The organism is Rufibacter sp. JT3400010, from assembly GCF_054956755.1.
On record NZ_JBUDXA010000025.1, the window covers coordinates 39,621 to 64,453 of the forward strand.

The 24,833-nt window shown below is 42.6% G+C and carries 17 protein-coding genes and 1 tRNA gene; 4 read left to right on the plus strand and 14 right to left on the minus strand.

Annotation, left to right across the window (positions count from 1 at the left end; genetic code table 11):
- Positions 1–6: 6 nt before the first annotated feature.
- The 8 genes from ACY0JR_RS18240 to ACY0JR_RS18275 all read right to left on the minus strand — a co-directional run bounded on the left by ACY0JR_RS18240 (position 7) and on the right by ACY0JR_RS18275 (position 9,683).
- Positions 7–885, minus strand: coding sequence for a glycosyltransferase family 8 protein (locus ACY0JR_RS18240; RefSeq protein WP_462635597.1), 879 nt, complete (start codon positions 883–885; stop codon positions 7–9).
- Positions 886–1,252: 367 nt separating this feature from the next.
- On the minus strand, positions 1,253–2,431 hold the full coding sequence (locus ACY0JR_RS18245) for a glycosyltransferase family 4 protein (RefSeq protein WP_462635598.1): 1,179 nt from the start codon (positions 2,429–2,431) through the stop codon (positions 1,253–1,255).
- A 238-nt stretch (positions 2,432–2,669) separates the two neighbouring features.
- Complete coding sequence (locus ACY0JR_RS18250) at positions 2,670–3,764, minus strand: glycosyltransferase family 4 protein (RefSeq protein WP_462635599.1); 1,095 nt, start codon at positions 3,762–3,764, stop codon at positions 2,670–2,672.
- Between the two features lie 46 nt (positions 3,765–3,810).
- Positions 3,811–5,103: an MATE family efflux transporter gene (locus ACY0JR_RS18255; protein WP_462635600.1), complete on the minus strand. Its 1,293-nt coding sequence runs from the start codon at positions 5,101–5,103 to the stop codon at positions 3,811–3,813.
- 44 nt (positions 5,104–5,147) lie between these two features.
- On the minus strand, positions 5,148–7,463 hold the full coding sequence (locus ACY0JR_RS18260; RefSeq protein WP_462635601.1) for a GumC family protein: 2,316 nt from the start codon (positions 7,461–7,463) through the stop codon (positions 5,148–5,150).
- A 49-nt stretch (positions 7,464–7,512) separates the two neighbouring features.
- Complete coding sequence (locus ACY0JR_RS18265) at positions 7,513–8,289, minus strand: polysaccharide biosynthesis/export family protein (RefSeq protein ID WP_462635602.1); 777 nt, start codon at positions 8,287–8,289, stop codon at positions 7,513–7,515.
- A 547-nt stretch (positions 8,290–8,836) separates the two neighbouring features.
- Positions 8,837–8,910, minus strand: a tRNA-Arg gene (locus ACY0JR_RS18270).
- 77 nt (positions 8,911–8,987) lie between these two features.
- On the minus strand, positions 8,988–9,683 hold the full coding sequence (locus ACY0JR_RS18275) for a TVP38/TMEM64 family protein (RefSeq protein WP_462635603.1): 696 nt from the start codon (positions 9,681–9,683) through the stop codon (positions 8,988–8,990).
- 325 nt (positions 9,684–10,008) lie between these two features.
- Here ACY0JR_RS18275 and ACY0JR_RS18280 point away from each other — a divergent pair, with 325 nt between their 5' ends.
- The gene (locus ACY0JR_RS18280; protein ID WP_462635604.1) at positions 10,009–11,148 is read left to right on the plus strand and encodes a cystathionine gamma-synthase; all 1,140 of its coding nucleotides are present in this window, start codon (positions 10,009–10,011) and stop codon (positions 11,146–11,148) included.
- A 436-nt stretch (positions 11,149–11,584) separates the two neighbouring features.
- Positions 11,585–12,271, plus strand: coding sequence for a hypothetical protein (locus tag ACY0JR_RS18285; protein WP_462635605.1), 687 nt, complete (start codon positions 11,585–11,587; stop codon positions 12,269–12,271).
- A 7-nt stretch (positions 12,272–12,278) separates the two neighbouring features.
- On the opposite strand, the gene ACY0JR_RS18290 is transcribed toward ACY0JR_RS18285, so the two are convergent.
- On the minus strand, positions 12,279–13,025 hold the full coding sequence (locus ACY0JR_RS18290; RefSeq protein WP_462635606.1) for an SIMPL domain-containing protein: 747 nt from the start codon (positions 13,023–13,025) through the stop codon (positions 12,279–12,281).
- Between the two features lie 363 nt (positions 13,026–13,388).
- Between ACY0JR_RS18290 and ACY0JR_RS18295 the strand changes: the two genes are divergently transcribed.
- The gene (locus tag ACY0JR_RS18295; protein ID WP_462635607.1) at positions 13,389–13,820 is read left to right on the plus strand and encodes a nuclear transport factor 2 family protein; all 432 of its coding nucleotides are present in this window, start codon (positions 13,389–13,391) and stop codon (positions 13,818–13,820) included.
- A gap of 469 nt (positions 13,821–14,289) precedes the next feature.
- Here ACY0JR_RS18295 and bglX read toward each other — a convergent pair whose 3' ends face one another.
- Positions 14,290–16,551, minus strand: a complete 2,262-nt coding sequence (bglX, locus tag ACY0JR_RS18300; protein WP_462635608.1) for a beta-glucosidase BglX — start codon at positions 16,549–16,551, stop codon at positions 14,290–14,292.
- A 573-nt stretch (positions 16,552–17,124) separates the two neighbouring features.
- Between bglX and ACY0JR_RS18305 the strand changes: the two genes are divergently transcribed.
- The gene (locus ACY0JR_RS18305) at positions 17,125–20,022 is read left to right on the plus strand and encodes a triple tyrosine motif-containing protein (RefSeq protein WP_462635609.1); all 2,898 of its coding nucleotides are present in this window, start codon (positions 17,125–17,127) and stop codon (positions 20,020–20,022) included.
- A gap of 419 nt (positions 20,023–20,441) precedes the next feature.
- Here the strand turns inward: ACY0JR_RS18305 and namA are convergent, their stop codons facing one another.
- The 4 genes from namA to ACY0JR_RS18325 form a co-directional block, all read right to left on the minus strand.
- On the minus strand, positions 20,442–21,509 hold the full coding sequence (gene namA / locus ACY0JR_RS18310; RefSeq protein WP_462635610.1) for an NADPH dehydrogenase NamA: 1,068 nt from the start codon (positions 21,507–21,509) through the stop codon (positions 20,442–20,444).
- Positions 21,510–21,943: 434 nt separating this feature from the next.
- Positions 21,944–22,408, minus strand: coding sequence for a MaoC family dehydratase (locus tag ACY0JR_RS18315; protein ID WP_462635611.1), 465 nt, complete (start codon positions 22,406–22,408; stop codon positions 21,944–21,946).
- 398 nt (positions 22,409–22,806) lie between these two features.
- Positions 22,807–23,802, minus strand: coding sequence for an OmpA family protein (locus ACY0JR_RS18320; protein ID WP_462635612.1), 996 nt, complete (start codon positions 23,800–23,802; stop codon positions 22,807–22,809).
- Positions 23,803–24,085: 283 nt separating this feature from the next.
- Complete coding sequence (locus tag ACY0JR_RS18325) at positions 24,086–24,796, minus strand: OmpA/MotB family protein (RefSeq protein WP_462635613.1); 711 nt, start codon at positions 24,794–24,796, stop codon at positions 24,086–24,088.
- Positions 24,797–24,833 lie beyond the last annotated feature (37 nt).

The window sequence follows — 24,833 nt, forward strand, 5'->3', positions numbered from 1 at the left end:
GCCTTGCTATGCTAATTGAGAAGAAATTTTCTTAGTAAGTGAATTTAAAATTCTTTGATGTTTTAGATTGTTCTTTTTATAAAATTTCTTGTGTTCCAAGCTTGATTTATAATATTCTACCACTTGGGTTAGATCTTCAACTTTGCTTTTGTTGCCTTTAAACTTGTGATAAATCAAGTTTAATGAATGCCATGATTTTAAAGTAGGCATTAAATACTCTCTAATATTTCCTTTTAAAACAGATTTTTTAAATTTTTTTGAATTAATGTCAATGCTCAGGGTTTTCGCAAATGTATAATACATTGAATATTCTATACTTTTTGAAAATACATTCCAAGGCTTTGGGCCATTGCTAAAATGAATATTTAACTCTAGATTATTTATAAGATGATAATCTTCAATTGGTCGTAGGTTGTCATAATGGTTCTGCATATTCCAACTATGATCTAAAAGTATGCAGTCATTATGTAAGATTGCATTTAATGCACTTTGGTCATGCCTTAAACAAGCCTGAGGATAACTTTTTAAATATTCAATGACTTTGTTAGAGATATTTTCTCTTCTAAATTTATTTAAGTTCAAAACTAATAATCCAGAATTGCAATATACTGCTTCAGGATTGAAGCCTAAAGTTTCCCATATAGGACAGTCTTCTTTAAGAAAACTATCAAACCTTCTGTTGGGTACTGCAGCTATCGCTTTATCTTTTAAATCTATATTCCATAAATGTGTAATGTTCTTCAAAAATAATATATCAATATCTACATAAATAAGTTTTTCTACTTCAAGCGGAATAAGTTGAGCTAAAAGTAATCTTGCATACGTAACAAGGCTATTATTCGTGAATGAAGGAGCAGATTCAAAAGTTGATAAATTTGGGGTCAATTAGATTAATTCGAAGCTTCGATTTATTGTTTTACATTTATTTAGCAAAATCTGCTTGTAACCTTCCGAAATACCACCATCAATAATATAAATATAATAGTTGTAATTAGTCGAGCTGCTTACTAATAAGCTGCAAATGAGTGTTAATAAGCCAGTAAAATAATTTTCATCGCTTGCACAGGCTATATGGATATTATTGTTTTTCATACAATGAAATATTTCCTTTAATATTTATAATCGTTTTATTACAACTAATTTTCTTTTATTTAGTATATGCTTTTGTTTGTTTAAACATAACCTTAAATTTTATCTAAGTATTAGTTTATAATTGCTGGTGATTTTTTATATAAGATAACATAATAGATAACTAAATATGTTTTTGTCCTTTTGACAATTTTAAAGACTTTAATTTTGTGTGTTCACAATATAGTTCAACTGTTTTTTGAGCAATCAACTTCCATTGATATTTTTGTGAATCAATGATTACTTGCATTATAGCAGCTTTTCTTGCTTTGTTATCTTTTAATAAACTTATAGTTTTTATTGCTAAAGCTAACCAATCACCTGGATCTACTAAATAATTTTCTTTTAATAAACTTGAAGCGCCAGGTGATCTATATGCAATAACTGGGATTCCAGCAGCCATGTTCTCAATTGTAGAAAATCCAAAGCCTTCTAAATATGATGGGAAAATAGCTATTTTAATGTTTTCTAGTAATTTGGGTAGTTCATGCTCTTTGTATTCAGGTACTATGGTTATACTTGAATGTAGCTCTTTAGGGAAAAAATTTAAAATTTCTTTATTGCTTTGAAATAGCCCTTTTACACCTATTAATATCAATTTTGCATCAATAACTTGTTCTTTGATAGTTGAAAAAATTTTGGGTATATCAAGGCATCCTTTTCTGTAGTCAAAGGTTCCAATAAATCCAATATTATTCTGTTTTTTATCTAATTTGGATAATTTACTGAGGCTTTCTTTCTTTATTTCAGTTAATCCAAAAGGAAGATTTATGATTTTGTTTATTGAGTAACCGTTTTGAATTAAAAAGTTTACATCTTCATGATTGCTTACATTTATTAAATCAGCTTTGGTTAAAGATAGTAGAAATCTTTTTATCTTATAATCTATAATATTTCCGAACCGCAGCTTTGATACAATTTTTTTAGCTCTTGCTATTACACTGTTATTCTCAGGCCATTTAATTTGTTTTAGGTGCGGTATAAATAAGACAGATCGAACAACTATTAATGGTGACAAACTAAATGTACTCTTTACTTGATGAAGTTGGTTTGCATCGATGTCAATTACATCGTAATGATGAGCATTATATTCTAAATATGAGCAAACATTATGCGGGTAATTCTTATGGACTTCAATAGAATTCTTTAGTAAATATTCTTTAATTTCTTCAGGGCCAACTACAGTAGCAGAATGCCCAATTTGGTTAATAGCTTCTGCAAGTTCAATAACTACTTTTGGTCCACCCAGCTCTTTCTTTAGAGTTGCTTGTGAAATAAGTAGTATTTTCAATTTGTTACTCATGAATTATATATGATTGTTTATATAATATTTCTACTATGTACAAGTCTTATTTATGCCTATTTTATATTTCTTATTGTATGTATTCTGATATTTGTTTTTATCTACTAATTACTTTCTGTTAATAGGGACTAAGGTTGAATGTTATTGGTTCTGTAATTTTGCATTTTCAACTAAATTTAGTATTTATTTTTATAATATAAAATTAGAGGTATAACAATTAATCATTTTGCAGCTTTCCTTACTTTATACTTTTATAATTTTGCAATGTTTGTAAAGTCACAGCATTCCAATTAAATTGTTGTACCCATTCTAAGCAACAATTTTGCATATTTGTATATTCAGATTGATCTTTTATTAAAATATTTCTTATTGCTTTTTCTAAATCTTCAGAGGAATTCTGTCCCACCACGAGTCCAGTTTCACCATCCTTAACAAATTCATTCATTGCTCCTGCATTTGTGCAAATTACTGGTGTTCCACAAGCTTGGGCTTCTAATAAAGTTAATCCCATTAGTTCAGGTATTGCAGTATATGTTTTATACATATCAGTATGCACCGAAGCTAAAATATTTAATTTTGCACTACGGTAATGATTTATTAATTCATCATCATTGGAGTTGTGAATAAATTTGATTGATGATCCGCTTGATATTTGTCTTAAATATTCATAATACTCTTTATGATATATCTTTCCAATTATTATCAACTCAAAGTTTGGAAGATTTAATTTTTTGAAAGCCTCAATCACATAGTTAATTCCTTTGTGAGGGAGAATGCGACCAACACATAAAACCTTGTTTTCTTTTGGTGTATTTGGTGTTCCTGGATTAAATTTATCTAAGCTTACACCTCCTTTTACTGCTGTAGCTTTACTCTTTAATAAACTGGGCAAGGGTATTATAGCGAAATTTGATTGTGCAAAAACTTTGTTGTAACTTTTAAATATTGGAAGTTTGTTACTTAGTACTATTTCGCCTCCGCCACCATGATCGGTAACAAATATCTTTTTGCCTAATAGTTTCCCTGCTATGCAGGATAGATCTGATACAAACGTATATATTTGGTGAACATGTATAATGTCAGCTTTGATCAATTCTTTTATAAATGTAAATGCTAATGGATTGACTTTGTTTCCATTTAAAAGCTTTATTATTGGAAATATTTCTATAGTTAAGTTATCTTTTTTATAACTTTCTCTCTTTTTCGAAAAGCTAATCAATGTGGTGTCTACATGTGTTGACATGTTGTAGGCAAGTTCAAAAGGGTATCTTTCTCCACCACCAACAATAGAATTATTGTCAAAATACGTTGGACTAATGTGAATAACTTTCATTTATGTTATTGATTTAATGTATAAACTAATATATTTAAATATACAATTAGCGGTGCTTAGTAATTTTATAAATTCCATATACAAAGTTCATTAGCACTTGAACAGTAGATGTGAAGACGTTGAAGATTAGAGCTCCTTGTATATTAGATACATCTATAATGGACACTCCTACTGCAATTAACAAGATGTTTGTTGAAATACTAATTACTGGGTTTAAGATCCAGCCTCTACTGGATTCTAAATTCAATATTACCCCATTTACTAATATTATACCCGCACCAATGATGTATAAAATCAATTCAGTTCTCAATTCACTGTATTCACCTCCTAAAATCCAAAGTATCTGTTTAGAGAATATATATGTAAAACCTATCATGCCTACGCATATAGCTGTCAATATTAATAATGATATTATAAAACGTTTTAATAAGACACTGCGTAGCTGTGGTAATATTGCAAATCTTGGTATGATAAGAGTGCTAAATACACTTGTGAATAATCCCAATGCTATTCCTAAACGTCCTAAAGCTCCTAATTGAGCTACACCATTAGTTGATCCAAAAAATGTGATTATCCATAATGTAATTTGCCCAGAAAACGAATAATAAATAGCGCCAGGTAATGTGCGTTTAACAATAGATAGTATTTTGGTTTTTATAGTGTCGTTAGGTTTTTGATTTAAGTTTATATCATGTATTAATAACTGTTTCAATTTTCTATTTCCCCATAATTGGGGCAGTCCTGCAGCTAACACTCCAATAAAGGCAAATGGAAATATTGTTACGGTTAATGCTGTGCTTAATAACTTAATTGTATTTACTCCAATTTGTATTTTTTGTAAATTGACTATATCCTGTTTTAATTTTATTACGGTCTCTAGTAAACTGCTAGAAATTGAAATATAAAATGAGGGTATAATTGAAAGTATGATTAGTATAGTTAATAGCCAGCTAGCATTATGATGCGTTAGTACATATATAGAGATTGGTATCCCGAAAGTTAAGGTAACTATAGCAAATTTTTTTCTTAAATATAATCCTGTAGAAAGTACTTCTCCTAATTTGTTTTTGTCTTGCCAAACTTGTCCTCCTTGTGACATTACACCAGTAGAGATGCCGCCACCATCAGCAAGTAAGTTCATTGTTCCTAATAAAGTATTTGCCAAAGTATATAATGCATACTCATGTGTTGGTAATAACCTTATTATGAGAATTCCACTTATAAAACCAATTGCTTGTACTATTATTTGAGCTGTACTTGTTATTGATATTAGTCTTCCCCATTCGAAAAACTTTAAATATTTTGGATTTGTGTAGATGCTTTGGGCAAGTACTTTCATGAATATACTATTGTTTATCTTGTATCAAGATTGCTCTCTTTATTTTATCTTTTATTGAAAATATTAAATCTAAATTTTTCTTTTTCTGCATAATTGTATGCATACCCATAACTGTTTTCTTGTTTAGTTCCGTTTAAAACTATCATTAATTGTTTTAACTTATGAGTTGTATAAATATCTGTTGCAATTTTAATTTGATCTGTAGTAGTGTAGTTGTATCTGACTACATATATTGATGAATCTATATGAGGAGCTAAAGTGAAAGCATCTGCTACCTGGCCTACTGGCGCTGTATCCACAATAATAAAATCAAAGTTGGCTCTTAATACAGAGAATAAGTTTTCAACTTTTGATTTTCCCATTGTTTCATAAGGGTCCGTTGGTATAGCGCCTGAATCTATTACGAATAAGTTTTCAACTGAAGGCGATGCTTGTATAATATCGTCAACTAATAACTCTTCTGACGTTAGATAATCTGTTATACCTTGTGACTTGATTAAATGTAAATTTGTAACCAGGCCAGGTTTTCTTAAGTCGAAATTTAAAATTACTACCTTCTTGCCAGTGGAAGCTAACGTTGCTCCTAGGTTTATGCTGAAAAATGTTTTTCCTTCTCCACTAACGCTTGATGTTACCAAGATTACTTTATTTTCCTTATTTAGAATTGTATATCTTAAGTTTGTTATCAATAAACGAAACATTTCGTTCATAGGTGTTCTACTTTTTTCTTTCACAGCCAATCCACCTGTTTTACTGTAACCTATTTCCCCCAGCGTTGGTGTGTTAGTTAGATTTTTGATCTCATCCAAACTCTGTATCTTATTGTTTATTGTTCTTTTTAGGTATATAAATGCCATAGGTAAAAATAATCCTAATAATATATTGTATAGGTATATATTCGAACTATTAGGAGATACTTGCCCAAAATTTGATGCTGGGTCTACAGTTCTACTGTTTGAAACTGTCGCTGCTAATGATAGTGCTGATTCTTCTCTCTTTTGTAATAAGTAAGTATATATTTGTTGTTTTATTTCTTGTTCTCTTGTTATTTCTATTAATTCTCTTTCTACTACTGGTACTTGGTTTATTTTTGAACCGAACACTCCTGAGTTTAGTTCTAAATTTTGTTTAGAAATTTTTAATGACTTTTTTATATTATTCAAATTCTCTAAAATATTTGATCTAATATTGTTTAATTGATCATTAATGTTGTGTATTAAAGGATTATCTAAATTGTTTATTCCTAATAATTGCTCTCGTTCTAATTGTAGTTGATTGAAACGGTTAATTAAAACTATTAAGGTTGGATCAGATATGCTTAGTGAGCTTGGGACTACGCTATATCTGTTACCTTTTTTCTTTAAATAGTTTTCAATTGATTCTAGTATGTCCTGTTGAATAGCTAGTTCAGCTAATTTCTTATTGTAGTCACTTGCTTCTGATACGTACTGTTTTGCTTGTGTACTTACATCTGTTAATTTATTTTGCCGTTTGTATGTTTCCACATTTTTTTCAACCGTATTTAGTTCAGTTGTTAAGTACACTAAACGATCATCAATAAATTGTAAGGTTTTTTTAGCTATTTGATTTTTGTCATTTACAGCCTCTTTATTATAAACTTCAATTAATTTATTTATTATATCTATTCCTTTTTGTGGTACAGCATCTGTCAAACTTAATACTAAAGCGCTAGTTTTTGCATTATATGGTGTAACGTTTAGCTTTCCAGAGTAGTAGCCAGCTGTTGAAGGGATGTCCTTTATTTGAGCTATTATAGGTTGGCCTTCCGAGGTTGGGGAAATTGATGAAGTTGTTATTATTGTAAAATCTCCATAAGGTCTTTTTATTAGTTGACCAAATTTGTGAGCTGTTTTTTTGTTGCCGTCTTCGTCTTCAGCTAAATCATAGGTGTTATTATCTCTTATATAGATATAAAGAGACTTATTATATCCGGTTTTCTTTATATTGTTTGAAATTATCTTAATGGGTACTTGGCTTGCATAAATTTCCTGATCGTGCACCTTTCCTTTTATGTAGTAATTAGTTTTTAAATCTAACTCACTAAGTGCTTGTTGCATCAAACTGTTAGATTTTAATATTAATATTTCATTGTCAATACTTTTTGAAGAGTTCAATAGGTCTATGTCACTAAATGCAGCTGATTCCGTTAGGCCTGTTCCACCATTCGCGTTTTTTATTAATAGTGTCGTACTAATAAGGTATTGTGGTGTAGTGTACCTTAAATACATGTGCGCAATTGAAATTCCTGCTATTGTTCCTATAATATATAAGTACCAGAACTTTAGATAGCTCCGTACTATTTTCATTATGTCTTTGGGGGCTGTTTGTTCTTGATACATAGATTCTTTTTTTTTAATATAATTCTTTTAAGCTATTTAGTTATTACAACTACAGGTTTGCAATAATTAAGGCTAATATCGATATAATAGATGTTCCAATTGATACGCCAAACTGTATGTTGCTTCTTGATGTGCTTGTTTGTGCAGCTTTAGACTTCTCAGGTTCTACATACACAATATCATTTTGTTGTAAGTAGTAGAATGGGGAATTGAGTACCTCTTTATTAGTTAAGTCTATTCTTATTACTTGTCTTTCCCCTTTGTTTTCCCTTATTAGAGCTATGCTTTCTCTTCTTCCATAAGGTGTTAAGTCTCCAGCTAATGCGATTGCTTGTAGTATATTTAGGTTTTCTGTAGGTATAGTGTAAGTTGAAGGTGAGTTTACCTCGCCTAAAATCGTTACCTTAAAATTTGTAAACCGGATGTTTACTATTGGTTTTTTTACATACTTGTTTATCTCTGTCGTCAACTTTTCTGTTGCTTCTTCTCTTGTTAATCCCAACAGCTGTACTTTTCCTACAATAGGAAAATTTATGTTTCCATTTTCATCTACTAAGTATCCTCCTTTGTTTGTGTCTCCAATTCCACTTTCGCCCCCAGAGGATTTTAAAGTTCCGCCATTAAAAAGTGTATTAGATTCTAAACTCAGTGTGCTCACTGTTATGTCTAGTAAGTCATCTACCTGAATTTTAGGTTTAATTTTGTTCTGTATTTCAATTTTGTAATCTGCTTCTTTAATTTCACTTAAATAAGTGAGGTTTCTTTTTGAGCAAGATGCTAAAATAATTAAAGTTGTTATGAATAATATGTTTAACAGTGGCTTCATTTTAATTTATTTTATACTTTTATGGTATTTGCTCTTGTGAGCTATGTTTGTTTTATTCTTATTATAATAATTATTTTTGGTTGTTATTATTTATCAATAGTACTTTTTTTACAAGTGATAATATTAATTTTTCTATATACTTCATAGTTTTTCCTTTTGCAAGATACTTCCTTTTTTTTGTAATATATAAATTACTTCAAAGTTTGTGCCAATTATATATAACATTTATTTAGTTTATACGTATAGTGCGGCTGAGAATTGAGGGTAGATATTCCCAAATTTGGAAACATTTCCAAGTTTGGATCGTTTTTCAAAAACTTATTTACTTTTGTAAAATTTTATAATTTTTTAATTAAAAATTATAAGTTGATATCTTCTCCTTAATAGATTTATATTTTTAGAATTAATTTAATCTATGTCCAGTCATTGTTTTTTTTAGCTTTGATTGCAAATATTTGTTATTTTAATTTATTGTATTCTAGATTTTAACTTTTCATTTTTTATATAAATGAAGAAGCCCTTTAGAATTTTCTAAAGGGCTTTCAAGTGGTCGCGTAGGGAGTCGAACCCCAAACCTTCTGATTCGTAGTCAGATGCTCTATCCAGTTGAGCTACGTGACCAGTTATTTAGTGATGCAAATGTAGAAGCTTTTTGGGTTATGCGCAAGTACTAGCGTGAAATTTTCTGTAAAAAGTTTCTAACTGCTTCTCTGTAATGCTTTTTTGATGGCGCGGTTCAGTAAAAAATATATTCCTCCTAAAGAAATCACCACCAAAGCGCCTAAGAGTAGCTTCCCCGAGGTGCCGGCATTGGGGTCTTGTAAGAGGGCGAGCAGGTCTTGGGCTTGGGTGCCTACCCAGAAGAAGAAGAGCGTGCGGGGCAACATGCCCAGCATACTGGCCAATAAGAATCTGCCTCGGGGTACCTGTACCAGGGATAAGACGAAGGTCATAAACGCAAAGGGTAGCACAGGGGAGATACGGGTCAGGATGATCAGGCTCCAGCTGTGTTCCCGTAATTCGACCATCACCCCTTCGGCTTTGGGGAATTGGTGCAGAAAGGCCGTCATCTTTCCATGGTCAATGAGCCGGGCCACGGCGTAACCAACCAGGGCCGCGATACCATACGAAATCACGACTCCTATAAAAGCGCTCCAGCCAAACAGAAAGCCCGTTGCCAGGGCCACGAAGGTAGTAGGGGTAATGGCGAAGGCCATGGTAAGGGAGACTGCCAGAAAATAGAGGACTTGCTGCAAGGGAGAAAGAGATGCGAGTAAGTCTTGGTTATGGTAGAGCCAAAGGGCCAGGGCTGAGCTCGCTAGCACGGGAACCACCACCAGCAAGAGAGAGTAAAGCAGCGTACCGGTATTTTGTTTCAGGAGTTTCTTCCACATAAGCGCGTCTCAATATCGGGTATTGATGGTCTTAAAAAGTAATGATAATCATAATTTAACACTCGCTCGCCTCTGGCGAGTGTGGGCTACTTTCGGCGTCCCGCCGCTTTGTATACGAGATCAAATATACTAAGAAGCGGCGGGACGCCGCAGGTACCTCACACTCGCCAGAGGCGAGCGAGTAAATGCATTACTTTGTATGATTACTCTGTGTTTTCTGGAAAGTACGGGGAAAACGCATAAACCGCACAAACCGCTGATGGGAGACAGGGTAGAAAATGCCTTCCTTTTTCTAACTTGCACCCAGACCACCGTATAAGACGCTATGAAATTCGGAACCAAGACCATACACGCAGGCGTATCGCCGGACCCTACCACCGGAGCCATTATGACCCCCATTTACCAGACTTCCACCTACGTGCAGCGCTCGCCCGGCGACCACAACGGCTATGAGTATTCCCGGACCCATAACCCCACCCGGAGTGCGCTGCAAAGTGCCCTAGCTGCCCTGGAGAATGGGAAACATGGCTTGTGCTTTGCCTCGGGCATGGCCGCTACCGACTGTATCATTAAAATGCTGAAGCCCGGCGATGAGGTGATTGCCACCAATGACTTGTACGGCGGTACGTACCGGATTTTCACGAAGGTGTTTCAGGAGTATGGCATCAAGTTCCAGTTTGTGTCCATGGCCGATATCAGCACCATAGATCAGTATGTGACTGAAAGAACCAAGATGGTCTGGGTAGAAACGCCTACCAATCCGTTGTTGAATATCATTGATATAAAAGGTGCCGCCGAAATCTGCCGCAGACGTAACCTGCTGTTGGTGGTGGACAATACTTTCTCCACGCCATACTTGCAAACTCCGCTGGACCTGGGGGCTGATATTGTCATGCATTCCCTGACCAAATACATGGCCGGTCACTCAGACGTAGTGATGGGGGCTTTAGTGGTGCAGGACGATGAATTAGCCGAGCGGCTAGCTTTCCTGCAGAATGCCTGCGGCGGCACGCCTGGTCCGCAAGACTGCTTTCTGGTGCTGCGCGGCCTGAAGACCCTGCACGTGCGCATGCAACGCCACTGTGAGAACGGAAAGGTCATTGCAGAATACCTACGTCAGCACCCTAAAGTAGGAAAAGTCTACTGGCCCGGATTTGAGAATCACCCTAACCACCAGATTGCCCGGGAGCAGATGCGCGATTTTGGCGGCATGATTTCCTTTGAGCTGAAAGGCGACCGGATGGAAGATGCCATTCAGGTACTGGAGAAACTGCATTACTTCGCCCTCGCCGAGTCGCTGGGCGGCGTAGAGTCGCTCTGCGGACACCCTGCCACCATGACGCACGCCAGCATTCCGCAGGTGGAACGTCTTAAAGGCGGCCTTTCTGATACGCTCATCCGCTTGAGCGTGGGCATTGAAGACGTAGAAGATTTGATTGCCGATTTGGAGCAGGCCATTGGGTAAATTCTTATGGTCTTAGTGGAAAGCCCCGTTGGTGATAATCCCTCGGGGCTTTCTGTTTTAGGGCCGTTTTTAGAAAATAAACCAGAAATGATGAATTCTGTGTCTAGTAATCATTTCAGAGGTAGGGGCAATCCCTAGTGGCTGCTCTCTTGCGTTTGCTGATGAATGTTATCTGCTATCGTGGGACAGGTCGCGACCTGTCCGTACAGGCTTCGGGGATTAGCTTGGGGATGGGAAAGGGCAATGCTCCCGTATGTGCTTTCTGTATTTCAGGGCTGTTTTGCGGAAAAGGAGTATAAAGCAGTCCTGCTGCTGCGCTGGGGTAATAACCTTCTAAAATACTGTTCCGTTTTTATGATTGGAGAAGATGACAGCCTCTGTGCTTCTCATCATTCAATCTGGTTTTGTAGGTACCTATAGGAAAGGAGCGTGAACGATGGTATTAGCCAATTGCCGAGCCCAATTCACCGCCAATGATTTTGATTTCGTGGCTAGCGTATTATCCAGGCATAGTAAGCAGCGCGTGAGCGTGGTGGAGTTGCTGAGTGATCCTGAGTGCCGGGACGAGATGCTGGACCATGAAGCGCTGCCCAAAGCCTTGCTGTTCAGAGAAGGGCAGGTGGCGGTGTCGCAGCAACTGTATTTCTATGTGCTGGCCCGTACCGTGCTGCGGCGAAAAGGCATGGATGACCGGGAACTAGCGGATTACATTGGGGCGCTGCTCTGGCAATTTTCTACGGTACAGGGCATGCATTCGCCCCATGAGAAACTGCCGCACAAGTTCCAGTACATTGTAGAGATGCTGGAGGCCTTGTCTACCGCATCGGCCGCCGAGGCCTTTCTGATCAGAGTGCACATAGGCAATTACGCGCTTTTCCTTTCGGGCATGTTCCACGCCTGGATTGAGAAACGACAACAACGCGGGGCACCAGATCCGTCCTTTTATGAATCGGTGGGGCGGTCTAGTTTCCGGACGGCAGCCAGCCACAAGTTGGCGTATCAATTAGAATTAGCCCAGGTGTACGGCCTCCTAGCCGAAGGATTCAGAGATACCCGGTTGGCCCTGAATGAACTGGCCCAAACCATCTGGAAAACCGAAGACAAACCGCCTTTAACCTGGTAACAATCCTTTAGTCAAGGGCAAAAGCCACGTGGCAGGTGCTTTTGAATTTCAGTAACTCGGGGGTGAGTTTGAACCCATTTCCGCCAAACCCTTTGCCATAGAGTCCCACATCAATGTCTTGGTTGGTAGAATATGAATTATCTTCGGAGTCTAAGGTCCGGTAGTTTGCCATGTCTTGTACCGATCCTCTGGTCACTTTCATTACTTGGCAAAGATTATCAGCGGCTTTTACCGCATCTGCCAAGGCCAGGGAGTTGGCGGCTCTTCTAAGGCTATCGGCTTTGGTGTGGGAATAACTCACATTCTGGATGCGGTTGATTCTTGTTTTCAGTAGCTCTTCCATAAAGGACTCCAACCTTTTCAAGTCGGTGATTTTGATGGTCACTGACTGAGACGAGTTGTAACCGGTAAATTGCTGCTTTCCGTTTAGGTACGCGTAGTCCTTATTGGCGGAGATACTGCTGATTCTGATATCCTGCGCCGCCGAAGTGTATCTTTTTGCCAGCGTGAGTACATCATTGGTCACCGTCTGCACTTCCTGTACCGCATCTTTCATTCTATCCTTGGTAAAAGAAGCCTCTACGGAGATTTCTGCAACGTCTGGGTAGGTGGTTACGCTTCCGTAACCCAGCACCTTCACCTGTTTTTTCTCGGTGGCGGTTTGAGGTCCGCAAGAACCCAAAAGGCTTATGACCAGAAGTGAGCAGTAGAAAAAGGATTTTAGTGCGGAGAATGGATAGGAGAGAGGATGCATAGCAGAAGGAGTTTGGCGGTTGAGTTTAAAGGTATGTATTTCTAATATAGGTAATTGAATATGTTTTTAAGGAATTGATAGGCTGAATAAATGAATAGGAATTAAATTCAGGAGTCACGTTGGGCAACAACTCTTCGCACTAGGATAATGACCTTTACCGAAGATGCCATTTTAGGCTATTTTCCATAAAAGAAGGCTAAAATCAAAAGCTTAGCTAAGCATTTATGACCTGTTTTAGGAAAAATTCAGGTAATAGGCTCCTTGGCTTTTATGGGGGAATGACTGATGAGTATGCAAATTTGGGTTCTGAAAAGAGTGGGAATGCGTACATTTAGCCATCTTCTAGACTTTTAATCCCCAACCATGAAAAAGCTGTTTTCTCTCTTGCTCCTCGTTCTGCTATCTTCTTTGCTTACTGTCAATGCCCAATCTAAGGAGGAGAAGCAGGTAGCTGCGGCGGTGGGGCAACTGAAACAAGCCATGCTGTCTGGTGAGCGGCAAGCCTTGGAGGCGATTGTGACCAATAGCTTGAGCTACGGCCATTCCAGCGGGAAAGTAGAAGACAAGGCCACCTTTGTAGAGACGCTGGTAAGTGGTAAATCTGACTTCGTTACGATGGAGCTAACCAACCAGACCATTCAGGTTACGGGAAACACGGCCATTGTCCGGCACCAGCTTTCCGGCAAAACCAATGACAGCGGCAAACCCGGCGAGGTGAAGTTAGGCGTGATGCTGGTGTGGCAAAAGCAAAGCGGCCACTGGAAGCTGTTGGCTAGGCAGGCGTTTAAAATGTAAGCTGTTCCTGTTAAAACATTTGCCCGCTTGTATTGTTACTCTTCAGAAAGCTTCTCCCCTTGAGGGAGATAAAGAGGGGTGTTTACACAGGAGAGCCCACTATGGCTCGGAAGTTACTTCCGTGACTTTTTAAGCAGTATCCGCAAGTCACGGAAGTAACTTCCGCGCCATAGAAAAGGTTTTATGTTTTTCTCAACAAGATGAATTACAAGTGGGATGACCTAGATATCGTGCTCTCCTATGTAAACACCCCTCTACGCTCCCCTCAAGGGGAGAATCTTAAATAAGCGCAGTTGGTGTTACGGAAAGTCTGTGTTTCACAGGAATATTATAGGCTATAAAGCTTTTGCAATTTCTGTGTCCACGTTATTACTAGAACTCAATCAAGCAAAAAACGCCAGCTCTTTAAGCTGGCGTTTTTTGCTTGATTGTAGAAAAGAAGCCTCAAAACAGATGCTATTTCTGCTACTTACAAAGAAGTAAGGGTGAACGGCAGTTCCTGTACGTCTCGGGAGTTGGGGCCTACCATTACTTTGAAGTCTCCGGGCTCTGCACCGTAGGTCATGTCCTGGCGCCAGAAGGAAAGGTCGGCGGTGGTTAACGTGAAGATGATGGTTTTCTTTTCGCCGGGGGCGAAGGAAAGCTTCTGGAACTTCTTCAGTTCTTTCACGGGGCGGGCGGTACTGCCCACTAAGTCACGGATGTAAAGCTGTACCACTTCCTCGCCGACTATTTTGCCGGTATTAGTTACGTCTACGGTGACGGTGAGGGCTTCATTGCCGGAAATACTGTTTTTGCTGAGCATCGGCTTGCCGTAGTTAAAGGTAGTGTAGCTTAACCCATAACCGAACGGGTAGAGCGGGGTGTTGGGCACATCACGGTAGCGGGATTTGTACACGCGCTCACTGCCGGGCTCAGCGTGGGTGCCGTCATACGGACGGCCGGTGTTTTTCTGGTTGTAGTACAAAGGCAACTGCCCAACGGCTCTGGGAAACGAAACCGGTAGTTTACCCGCAGGGTTATACTCCCCGAACAATACGCTGGCGGTCGCATTTCCGGCTTCGGAACCCAGCGACCAAGTGGCCAGAATAGCCGGAATGTTCTGGTCTAGCCAGTTCAACTCCAACGGGCGGCCGCTGCTCACCAGCGCCACGATGGGTTTGCCGGTTTTATGGATTTCTTTTACCAGGTCCAGTTGGTTGCCGGGTAACCCGATGTCTGCGCGGGAAGCGCCTTCGCCGTTCATCACCGCACTTTCACCAATGGCCATAATCACCACATCGGCTTTCTGGGCAGCAGCTACGGCCTCGGCAAACATAGCTGTGGTGTTCGTGTACAAATCACAGCCTTGGGCGTATGTTACTTCGGCCCCCTTGGCGTATTTCTTAATGCCTTCCAGGAAAGTCACCGCGTGCTGTTCCTCGCCGAAGAAAGACCAAGTGCCGTTCATGTCTGCTTTGTTGTTGCCCAGTGGTCCAATCACCGCAATGCGCTTCACATTAGCGGTAAGGGGCAGCACATTGCCTTGGTTTTTCAGGAGCACGATGGATTTGCGAGCCATGTCAAACGCGGCCGCAAGGTTCTCTTTGGAGCGGATTTCCTTTTTCTCGCGCTTGGCGTCTGAATACAGGTACGGTTTGTCGAAAAGGCCCAGCTTGAACTTGAGCCACAATACCCGGCGCACTGATTCGTCCAGGATTTTGGGATCTAGTTTGCCGCTTCTTACCATTTCAGGGACAAAACGGAGGTAGGCTTCGCCCATCATGTCTACATCGGTACCGGCTCTTAGGGCCTGCTCGGCGGCTTGGGCGTGGTCTTTGGCGTAGCCGTGGTTCGCCATTTCAGTAATATTTTGCCAGTCTGAGATAACGGCTCCTTTAAAGCCCCATTCCTTCCGGAGAATTTGCTGCATGGTGAACATGTTGCCTGTGGCCGGAACTCCGTTCAGCTCGTTGAACGCCGACATTAAGGTAGCAGAACCAGCATCCAGCGCCGCTTTGAACGGCGGCAGGTACACATCGCGCAACAGGTATTCAGACATGTCAGTGGTGTTATAGTCGCGGCCTCCTTCCGCAGCTCCGTAGGCCACAAAGTGCTTCACGCAGGCGGCCATGGTGCGTGGGTCGGCCAGGTCTTTGCCTTGGAACCCTCTCACGCGGGCGGCGGCAATCAAAGAACCCAGATAGGTGTCTTCACCCGCTCCCTCGGCGGTACGTCCCCAACGGCCGTCTCGGGTCACGTCTACCATGGGTGCGAAGGTGAGGTTGATGCCACCCGCCGTAGATTCCAGCGCCGCCACCCGGGCACCGTTTTCAATGGCTGCTAAATCCCAACTGGCAGATTCGCCCAAGGGGATAGGGAAGATGGTTTTAAACCCGTGGATAATGTCGGCGCCAATCAGCAGAGGAATGCCCAAGCGGGACTCTTTGACGGCGATGCGCTGGAGCTTGCCAATGTACTCGGCGCCATGCGTATTGAATAAGCCTGTGATTTGGCCTTTCTTAATAGACTCGTTGATTCTGTTTAATTGCGTGGCATTGGCGGTAGGGCCGGTGTTGAACATTTCACCTACCACAAAATTAAGCTGACCCACTTTTTCCTCCAGCGTCATTTTGGCCAGCAGGTCTTCTATGCGCTTATCTGTGGGTTCTTTGCTTTGGGCGTTGGTAAATGAGGTAAAGGTGAATAAAGTAAAACTGAGTAGTAAAAGAGGGGTGGTAAACCTTTTCATGGGTTCGGTTTTAGGTGGTAAAAAGACTGTTTTTGTCTTGCTTATTCAGCGAAAACAAGGATGAATTTAGAGCTTGTTTAAATTTGAGGTTTGCAGGCGAAAATAGCCAGAGAAAGGTTCTGCGGAATCTTTTTTTGAGCAGCGTAGCAGCGCTACGGTGTGAGAAAAAGGCGAACGCAGGTTCTTTTTATGGCTATTTGCAGCGCAAAGATGAAATTTAAACATGCTCTTAGAAGGAGGTTAAAGCGGAAGGGCTTGAATAAGGATGCGTTTGGTAAAGGATGAAATTGATTTCAGTCTAGTTGGGTAAAGCCAAAGAGCAATTCAGTAGGCTTTTGGTTTAGCTTAACGCCGGGATAAATGTAGGTCAGATAGGAATATCTCTCCTAAGTAGGAAATACATCAATACTACATCAATGAGAGAAGTACTGATACATCAGGAATACATCAAAATAGGCAAAGTGGTATATATTGGCTGTTTATACTGCTTCCTTAATAAAAATAAGCTTATAATTAATTTATTGCAATTACATCAGTACATTTAAAGTAGAATATACTAAAGTCATAGTAAGTATGCAGTGTACACGGGGTAAAGTAGGTCTGCTTCTAATCTGGTTGCTGGTGGTCTTCACCTCAACAGTGCAGGCGCAGCAGTACTTCTTTGGTAATCCCATTATTCGTAATTACAAGCCCGAGGAGTTCAAAGGAGGCATCCAGAGTTGGGGCATTGTGCAGGACGATCGCGAGTTGCTTTACATCGCTAATAACTTCGGGTTGTTGGAGTTTGACGGGGCTACCTGGAACTTGTACTCTCCCAAAAACGGGAGCAAAGTACGGTCTGTGTATGTGGGGGCTGATGATAAAGTCTACGTAGGCGGTCAAGCCGATTTTGGGTATTTCAAGCCTGACAAACAGGGCATTCTAAAGTACATTTCGCTAGCAGACAGCCTGCCCCATAAATACCGCAATTTTGACGAGGTCTGGCGCATCTACGAGCAGGATGGGCGTATCTACTTCTTCACCTTCAAGAACATCTACTCGTATAGGCCCGGGCAGAAACTGCAGGTGATTGTGCCAGACAGTCCGTTGGAATTTTCCTTTCAGGTAAACAAAGAGATCTATTCCCTGGTCTGGGGCAAAGGACTTGCTTTGCTGGAGAACAATAAATTGCGCCTGCTGCCTGGCGGCGAGTTTTTCAAGGATAAACTGATTGCCTCGGTTTTGCCTTATGATAAAAACCGGCTAATTGTGTTCACTATCAAGGAAGGCGCCTTTCTCTATGACGGGCATGGAGTGACACCGTTCCAGATGTCGCCAGACGTAACAAACAACGGCCTGATTGTGAATCAGGTGCTGTTGCTCAAAGACGGTAATTTTGCTTTGGCAACACAGAACAAAGGCTTGGTGCTCATGAACAACCAAGGGCAGATGCTGCTGAACACTACCCTTCGGGAGGGCCTTATGGATAACACCGTTCATTCCATCTACCAAGACACCCAGGATAATCTCTGGTTGGGCATGAATAACGGGATTACCATGGTGGAACTGAGTTCGCCGTTTAGCCGGTTAGACGGAACCATGGGTTTATCAGGCACGGGATATGCGGCGCTTCAGAAGGACAGTGTGCTGTATTTGGGTACCAATAGTGGACTGTTTGTCTCTAAAGTGTTTTCCCCTAAGAAGAGCTTCTCTTTAGTGAACAACAGCACGGGACAGGTATATCACCTGAACCAATTAGGAAGCCACGTGCTCATGGGCCATCATAACGGACCTTACCTGGTGAAGGAAAATCAAGCCGCACTTCTTACCCCCGGGGCCGGGGCCTGGGAGTTTGTGCCAGTGCCCAAGCAGCCCGAGAAAGTGTTAATGGGCTCTTATAAAGGGATCAGCTTGCTTTCGGCCACGCAGGAAGGCGTTACTTTCCTGAAGGATTTTCCCGGTCTGGAAGAATCTTCCAGGGTGTTGGAGTTTGACAAGGATGGCGAACTCTGGATGGCCCACGGCTACAAAGGCATCTTCCGGATTGCGCTAGACTCCAAGCAGGAGAAAATCACTTCTGTGCGTTTCTACAACTCTAAACATGGCTTACCTTCAGACCAACTGGTTAACATGGAGAAAATCAGGAATGAGCTGATTTTTCCGGCCCTGTACGGCATCTATAAGTTTGATAAAGTTAAAGACCGGTTTGTGGTGCACCAGCAGTACTCCAAATTGTTCGCACCCACTGAGCACGTGATTGAAATGGAACAGGACGTGCAAGGCAACATTTACTTCATCTCCAACCAGCGCGTAGGCAAAATCACCTTTGATCCCTTCGGGAAGCCCACCATGGAAGACCGCCTGTTCAATAACCTGCGCGAACAATTGAATGATGATCTCAGCTTTATTCAGGTGTTGGACATCAATAATGTGCTTTTTGGCGCCAAGGAAGGGTTCATCCACTACAACGCGGCCAAGAACAAACGAATGGTGCCGTTTCAAACCCGTTTGGCCAGGTTCTATACCATTTCCAACGAAGCAGATTCACTGTTGCTTTCGGGCCGTTTACTGGATAACGCCTCAGATACAGAACTGCCTTATGCCTTGAATTCGCTTCGTTTTGTGTATGCGGCCTCTTTTTACGAGAAGCCTGAAAAAACGCAGTTCCAGTATTTGCTGAAGAACTTTGACACGGCCTGGTCTGAATGGACTACCAAAACCGAGAAAGAGTACACCAACCTGCCCGAAGGCACCTATGTTTTTCAGGTTAGGGCGCGCAATATCTACGGAACCATCAGTGAGGCCAAAAGCTTTGAGTTTGTGGTGAATCCGCCTTTTTACCGCAGCACCTGGGCATACATGGTGTACACCATCTTTGGGTTCATGTTGTTAGGCGCCGCTTTCTACCAGGTAGACAAGCGCTTCAAAAACGAAAAGCGCCGCATTCTGCTGGATAAAGAACGAAAACTGGGTCAGAAAGAGATTGAGATCAGACATATCACCAACCAGAGTGAGCAGGAGATTGACCGCCTGCGCAACGAGAAGTTCCAGGCCGAACTAGACCACAAAAACCGGGAACTGACGTACTCCACCATCCACCTCATTAATAAGAATGAGTTGCTGAGCAACGTAAAGCTGGAATTGCAGGAAATTCTGAAAAACGGCGGACATACGGCTTCACCCGAAGAACTGAAGAAGATCATCCGCAGCATTGACCACAACATCACCAGCGAGGTAGACTGGAAACAGTTTGAAATGCATTTCAACCACGTACACGGCGATTTCATTCATCGGCTACAGGACCAATTCCCGAACCTTACTCCGCAGGAGATCAAGCTCAGTACTTACCTGCGTCTGAACCTGACTACCAAAGATATTGCCCAATTACTGAACATCTCAGTGCGTGGAGTGGAAATCAGCCGATACCGCTTACGAAAACGCCTGTGCCTGGATCGCAGCGAAAACCTGACGGATTTTATGCTGAAGTTTTAAGCAAAGTTCGGGTAAAAGTGTTTCGGGCGCATTTTCGAGAAAGTATCCCTAAAACACCTTTTCGTGAAACTGGTTTTCTGAGACTGGATTTCAAGCGTTGTGATTGGTCATTGGCAGAGACACTCGTAGGTCTTTCAGACACTACGAGGGCTTTTGAGCCAGCGGCATCTCTTCTATGGTTCAAGTTTTTAACTTGGACGTAAAATGACCTGAAGTTTGTAAATCAGGGAGGCGTTAGCCTCTAATTAACTGATTGAATTGAAACAAAAATATCTTCTTCTCTCTTTGTCATCCTGAAAAGATCTCGGTGGCGAACGGTAATGGTGTTTATTTAAAACTTTTCAAGTTCGCCCACAAGATCCTTTCAGGATGACAAAAGAGATAGTTTCCTTTGTCCTGCTACTTAGAACAACCAGTTGTTAATTCTTTGCCCGTTGGTACTGGAAAGGCCATTCCAGGTCTACGCCGAGCTCTTTGGCAGCGTGAAGCGGAAAATACGGGTCTCTTAATAACTCTCGGGCCAATAATACCACATCGGCTTGGCCGCTGGCAATAATGTCTTCGGCTTGTTGGGCGGTTGTGATCATGCCTACTGCCCCGGTCATGATTTCGGCCTCTTTTCTGATTTTCTCGGCAAAAGAAACCTGGTAGCCGGGGCCAACCGGAATGCGTACGCGGGGCACGTTGCCACCGGTAGAGGTATCTATCAGGTCCACGCCTTTGGCTTTTAGGTGGCGGGCCAGGGCCACGGAGTCTTCTTCGTTCCAGCCGTCTGGGGTCCAGTCGGTGGCCGAAATGCGCACCAGTAAGGGGTAGTCAGTGGGCCAGACTTCTTTGACGCTGTCCACCACTTCCAGAAGCAACCTGATTCTATTCTCAAAGGAGCCGCCGTATTCATCTGTTCTGTGGTTGCTCAACGGCGAGAAGAACTGGTGCAGCAGGTAGCCGTGGGCGCCGTGAATTTCCACTACTTTAAATCCTGCTTCCAAGGACCGGGCTGCGGCGGCTTTGAAATCTGCCAGTACTTTCTGGATGCCGGCCTGGTCTAGTTCAAGGGGCGTAATGCCCCCTTCCTGAAAAGGAATGGCACTTGGGGCTACGGTGGTCCAGGCTCCTTCCTCGCCGGGGTGCAGGGCCGTGCCGCCTTTCCAGGGGGAACGGTGGCTGGCTTTACGCCCAGCGTGCCCTAACTGAATACCCGCCACGGAGCCGTGCGCCTCCAGAAAAGCGACAATCCGTTTCAGTTGGGGCAAGTGTTCGTCTTTCCAGATGCCCAGGTCGTCTGGCGTGATGCGTGCTTCCGGCGAAACAGCGGTGGCTTCCAGAATGACCAATCCGGCACCGCCCACGGCCCGGCTGCCCAAATGCACCAGGTGCCAGTCAGTGGCGAAACCGTCCTGGCTGGAGTACTGGCACATGGGAGAGACCACAATTCGGTTTTTCAGTTGGATGCTTTTGATCTGTAATGGACTGAAGAGAGCGCTCATAGAAATGTCTTTTGGCAAAGTTCTACATACTTCATCTGGTACGGAAAGTTTGCCAACTGCGGTATAGCAGAAGGAACTTGGCTTTTTAAGGGAGAAGCTTAAGGCTCTGTTTTAAGGGTGTTTCTTTGAAACAGGTTCAAAATAGATAATACTACAAGTAGTAGTTCTGGAAAAACTAAAATGTTCCCCTCGCTCGCCTCTGGCGAGTGAGGGCTAACTTCGGCCTCTGGCCGTTCTCTGCTCATTTTGAATAAATGCGTGCAAAGCGGCGGGACGCCGAAGGTAGCTCACACTTGCCAGAGGCGAGCGAGGGGAACATTAACTTAGCGAATGCGGCTTTGGCTGAAAATAGTAAAGCCACTCAGCTTTACTAAGTGGCTTTGGTGTAAGCATTAAGTTGTATTCAGTCTTTAAAGGACCAACGGAATAGGAGTTTAGATAAAATGATACAAGAACGTGATGACACCGGTAAAAGCCGGTTTCTTGCTGTTTTCAATTTCCATGGTTACCTCTAAACGGGCTTTGATCACGCCGCGCAGGTTTACGGCCGAAAGTAGTTTCACCCGCAGGCGCAGGGCGCTGTTTACCAGCACCGCCTGGTTGAACCGCAGACTTTCAATCTCATAGTTCACCTGCATTTTTAGGTTTTCAATGGAGATAATCTGTCCCCAGAGGTAAGGCAGCAGTGATACGGTTAAGTAGCCGTGCGCGATGGTGCTTTTGAATGGCGATTCGGTTTGGGCGCGTTCCGCATCCAGGTGAATCCATTGGTGGTCTAACGTGGCATCGGCAAAGAGATTGATCTGCTCCTGGGTAATGGTGTGGTACTCAGACACACCCATTTCAGCTCCTTCGTACTTCTGTAAGTCTTCGAAACTGCGGATGATTATCTTGCTCATGAAATAGTCTGTTGTCTTTAAATAATGTGCGGATTTGTAGTGCTAAGGTAACTCTTTTACTTGTTTGTGAAAGTAAGTTACAGCAAGAGTCTGTTTTAAATTACTGCCGGAAAGCGGAGGATAGGATGGGGTAGGGGTAAAAGCACAAACGCCGGTTACAGGAACCGGCGTTTGTTTTGGTAGTCTTTTCTGAAAAACAGTGCTTACATGGAAAGCACGGGTACTCGTGGTCCCCGGCGAGTCTGGAGACTTGCTTCATTCTGAGGCACGAGACTGGAGTCTCGCGCCAGTGAGGTCTTCAAGACCTCACTGGTTTTTGGTGCGTTTTCTGAAAATGGCCGCCAAAGGCAGCTTGTTAAAAAGGCTTCCTTCGGAAGGTTTAGGAATAAGCCTGCTGCTTAGTTTGCCTCCAGAATCTGGAAGAGCTCATCTAGCTTAGGCGTGAGGATAATCTCGGTACGGCGGTTTCTCTGGCGGGCTTCAGGCGTTTTGGCGGCTACCAAGGGAACGTTTTCGGCGCGGCCGGAAGGGGTGATTTTGGTGCCTGCCAAGCCAGAGGTGGTAAGGATACGGGTAATTTCGGTGGCGCGCAACACGCTCAGGTCCCAGTTGTCTTGCATACCAGCGGTACCGCGGGCTACAGGTACGTCATCGGTGTGGCCTTCTACCACTACGTTCACGTCTTCCTGGTCTTTGAGGGCGGCGGCTAGTTTCCGGAGGGCGTCCTGGCCTTTGGCGTCTACTTTGGTGCTGCCAGATTTAAACAATAATTGCTCCGAAAGGGACACGTACACTTTCCCGTTGCGCACTTCTACCGAGAGGTCTTTGCTGTTAAAGCCCAGCAAAGCGTTGCTTACCTTGGCTTTGAGGGCGTTCACGGCTTTGTCTTTCTCGGCTAGAATACGCTCCAATTCGTTCAGGCGCTCTTCCCTTGATTTCAAGTCTTTGCTCAGTTGGTCTAGCTGGGAACGGTTCTTGGTCAGGGTTTCGCTTAGTTTTTTCAGCTCATCGTCACGGCGGGCCAGGTCTTTGGAAAGGGTAGAGGACTCCAGCGCACTGTTGGCCATGAGGCGGTCATGGTTTTTGATCAGTTTGTCATAGGTGGTGCTCAGGTCTGCGTACAAAGATTGCGTTTTCCGGAGGGTATTGCCTAGCAGCGTCGTGTCGGCGGCTAGTTGGGAACGGTACTCGGTTAGGTCAGCTACCTGCTTGGCAAGGTCGGCGCTTTCTTTTCTGGCTTTGGAGAGGGCACTCTGGCTATCGGCTTTGTCGCGCTCTAGCCGTACTTTCTGGGCTAACAGGGCATTGTACTTTTTGGTAGTGGTGCAGGAGCTTAAGAGAAAAGTGCTCAGGAGCGCTACGCCGGCGTACCGGAGTAAGGAGGAATGAAACATGACAGGACTTTGTAAAGTTAAAAATGCAAATTCAAGGGTTGTAGTGGTTTTGTACCAGAGGACTGGTTTTTTGGCATGGATGTTATGCCCGCCTAAAAGCCCGGGCATAGCCAAAGATAAGCAGGAAGCAACTTGTCGCAAACACTTTAGCTCTTTTTTGCGCTATTTTCCTAAATAAGGCTTAAAACGAAAGAAGCCGGACTGCAAGTCCGGCTTCTTTGATTAGTACTGTTTGTTTATTCTTTGCCGTAGAAAAATGTAAGGCAGAAAAATAAGAATATGCCTAATTGTTTTGAATGAGCTTCAGGATTTTCTCAAAGTTAGGCGCCAGAATGATTTCAGTACGGCGGTTGCTTTGGCGGGCCTCCGGAGTACGGGTCATGGCTACCGGGGTGTACTGTCCGCGGCCTGCAGGAACTACCATTTGGGGCGGCACGCCGTTGTTAATGAGCAGGCGGGTGATTTCAGTGGCGCGCAGCACGCTCAGGTCCCAGTTGTCTTTGTAGGTGAGGTTAGCCGAGGCCACGGCCACGTCATCGGTGTGGCCTTCAATCACAATCTCGGTATCACGCTGTGAACGGATGGCGGCGGCCAGTTTCCCCAGCGCAGATTGTCCGTTAGGATTTACTTTGGTGCTGCCCGAGGCGAAAAGCAGTTTCTCTGGCATGGTCACGTACACACGGCCGTCCCTGATGGAAACGGTCAATCCCTGCTCCTGGAAACCGGCTAAGGCTTCGTTCACAGAGGTTCTCAGTTCGTTCAGGATGCGTTCTTTCTGGGCAATCTGTTGTTGGTACTGGGCCAGTTTGGCATCACGGTCGCGCAGATCAGCGTTGGCTTGTTCCAGGCTGCGCTGAGCAGTAGCTTTCTCTTGTTCCAGCGCATTTCTGCTTGCTTCCAGTTCTTTGTACTTCTTAGATGAGACACAAGAACCCAGGGCAGCAACTCCAAAGATTAAGGCAGCGGCGGATGTGGCGAAACGTGTTTTCTTCATAGGTGGCAAATTAAAAAGGGTTTGGTGATAAGATGAA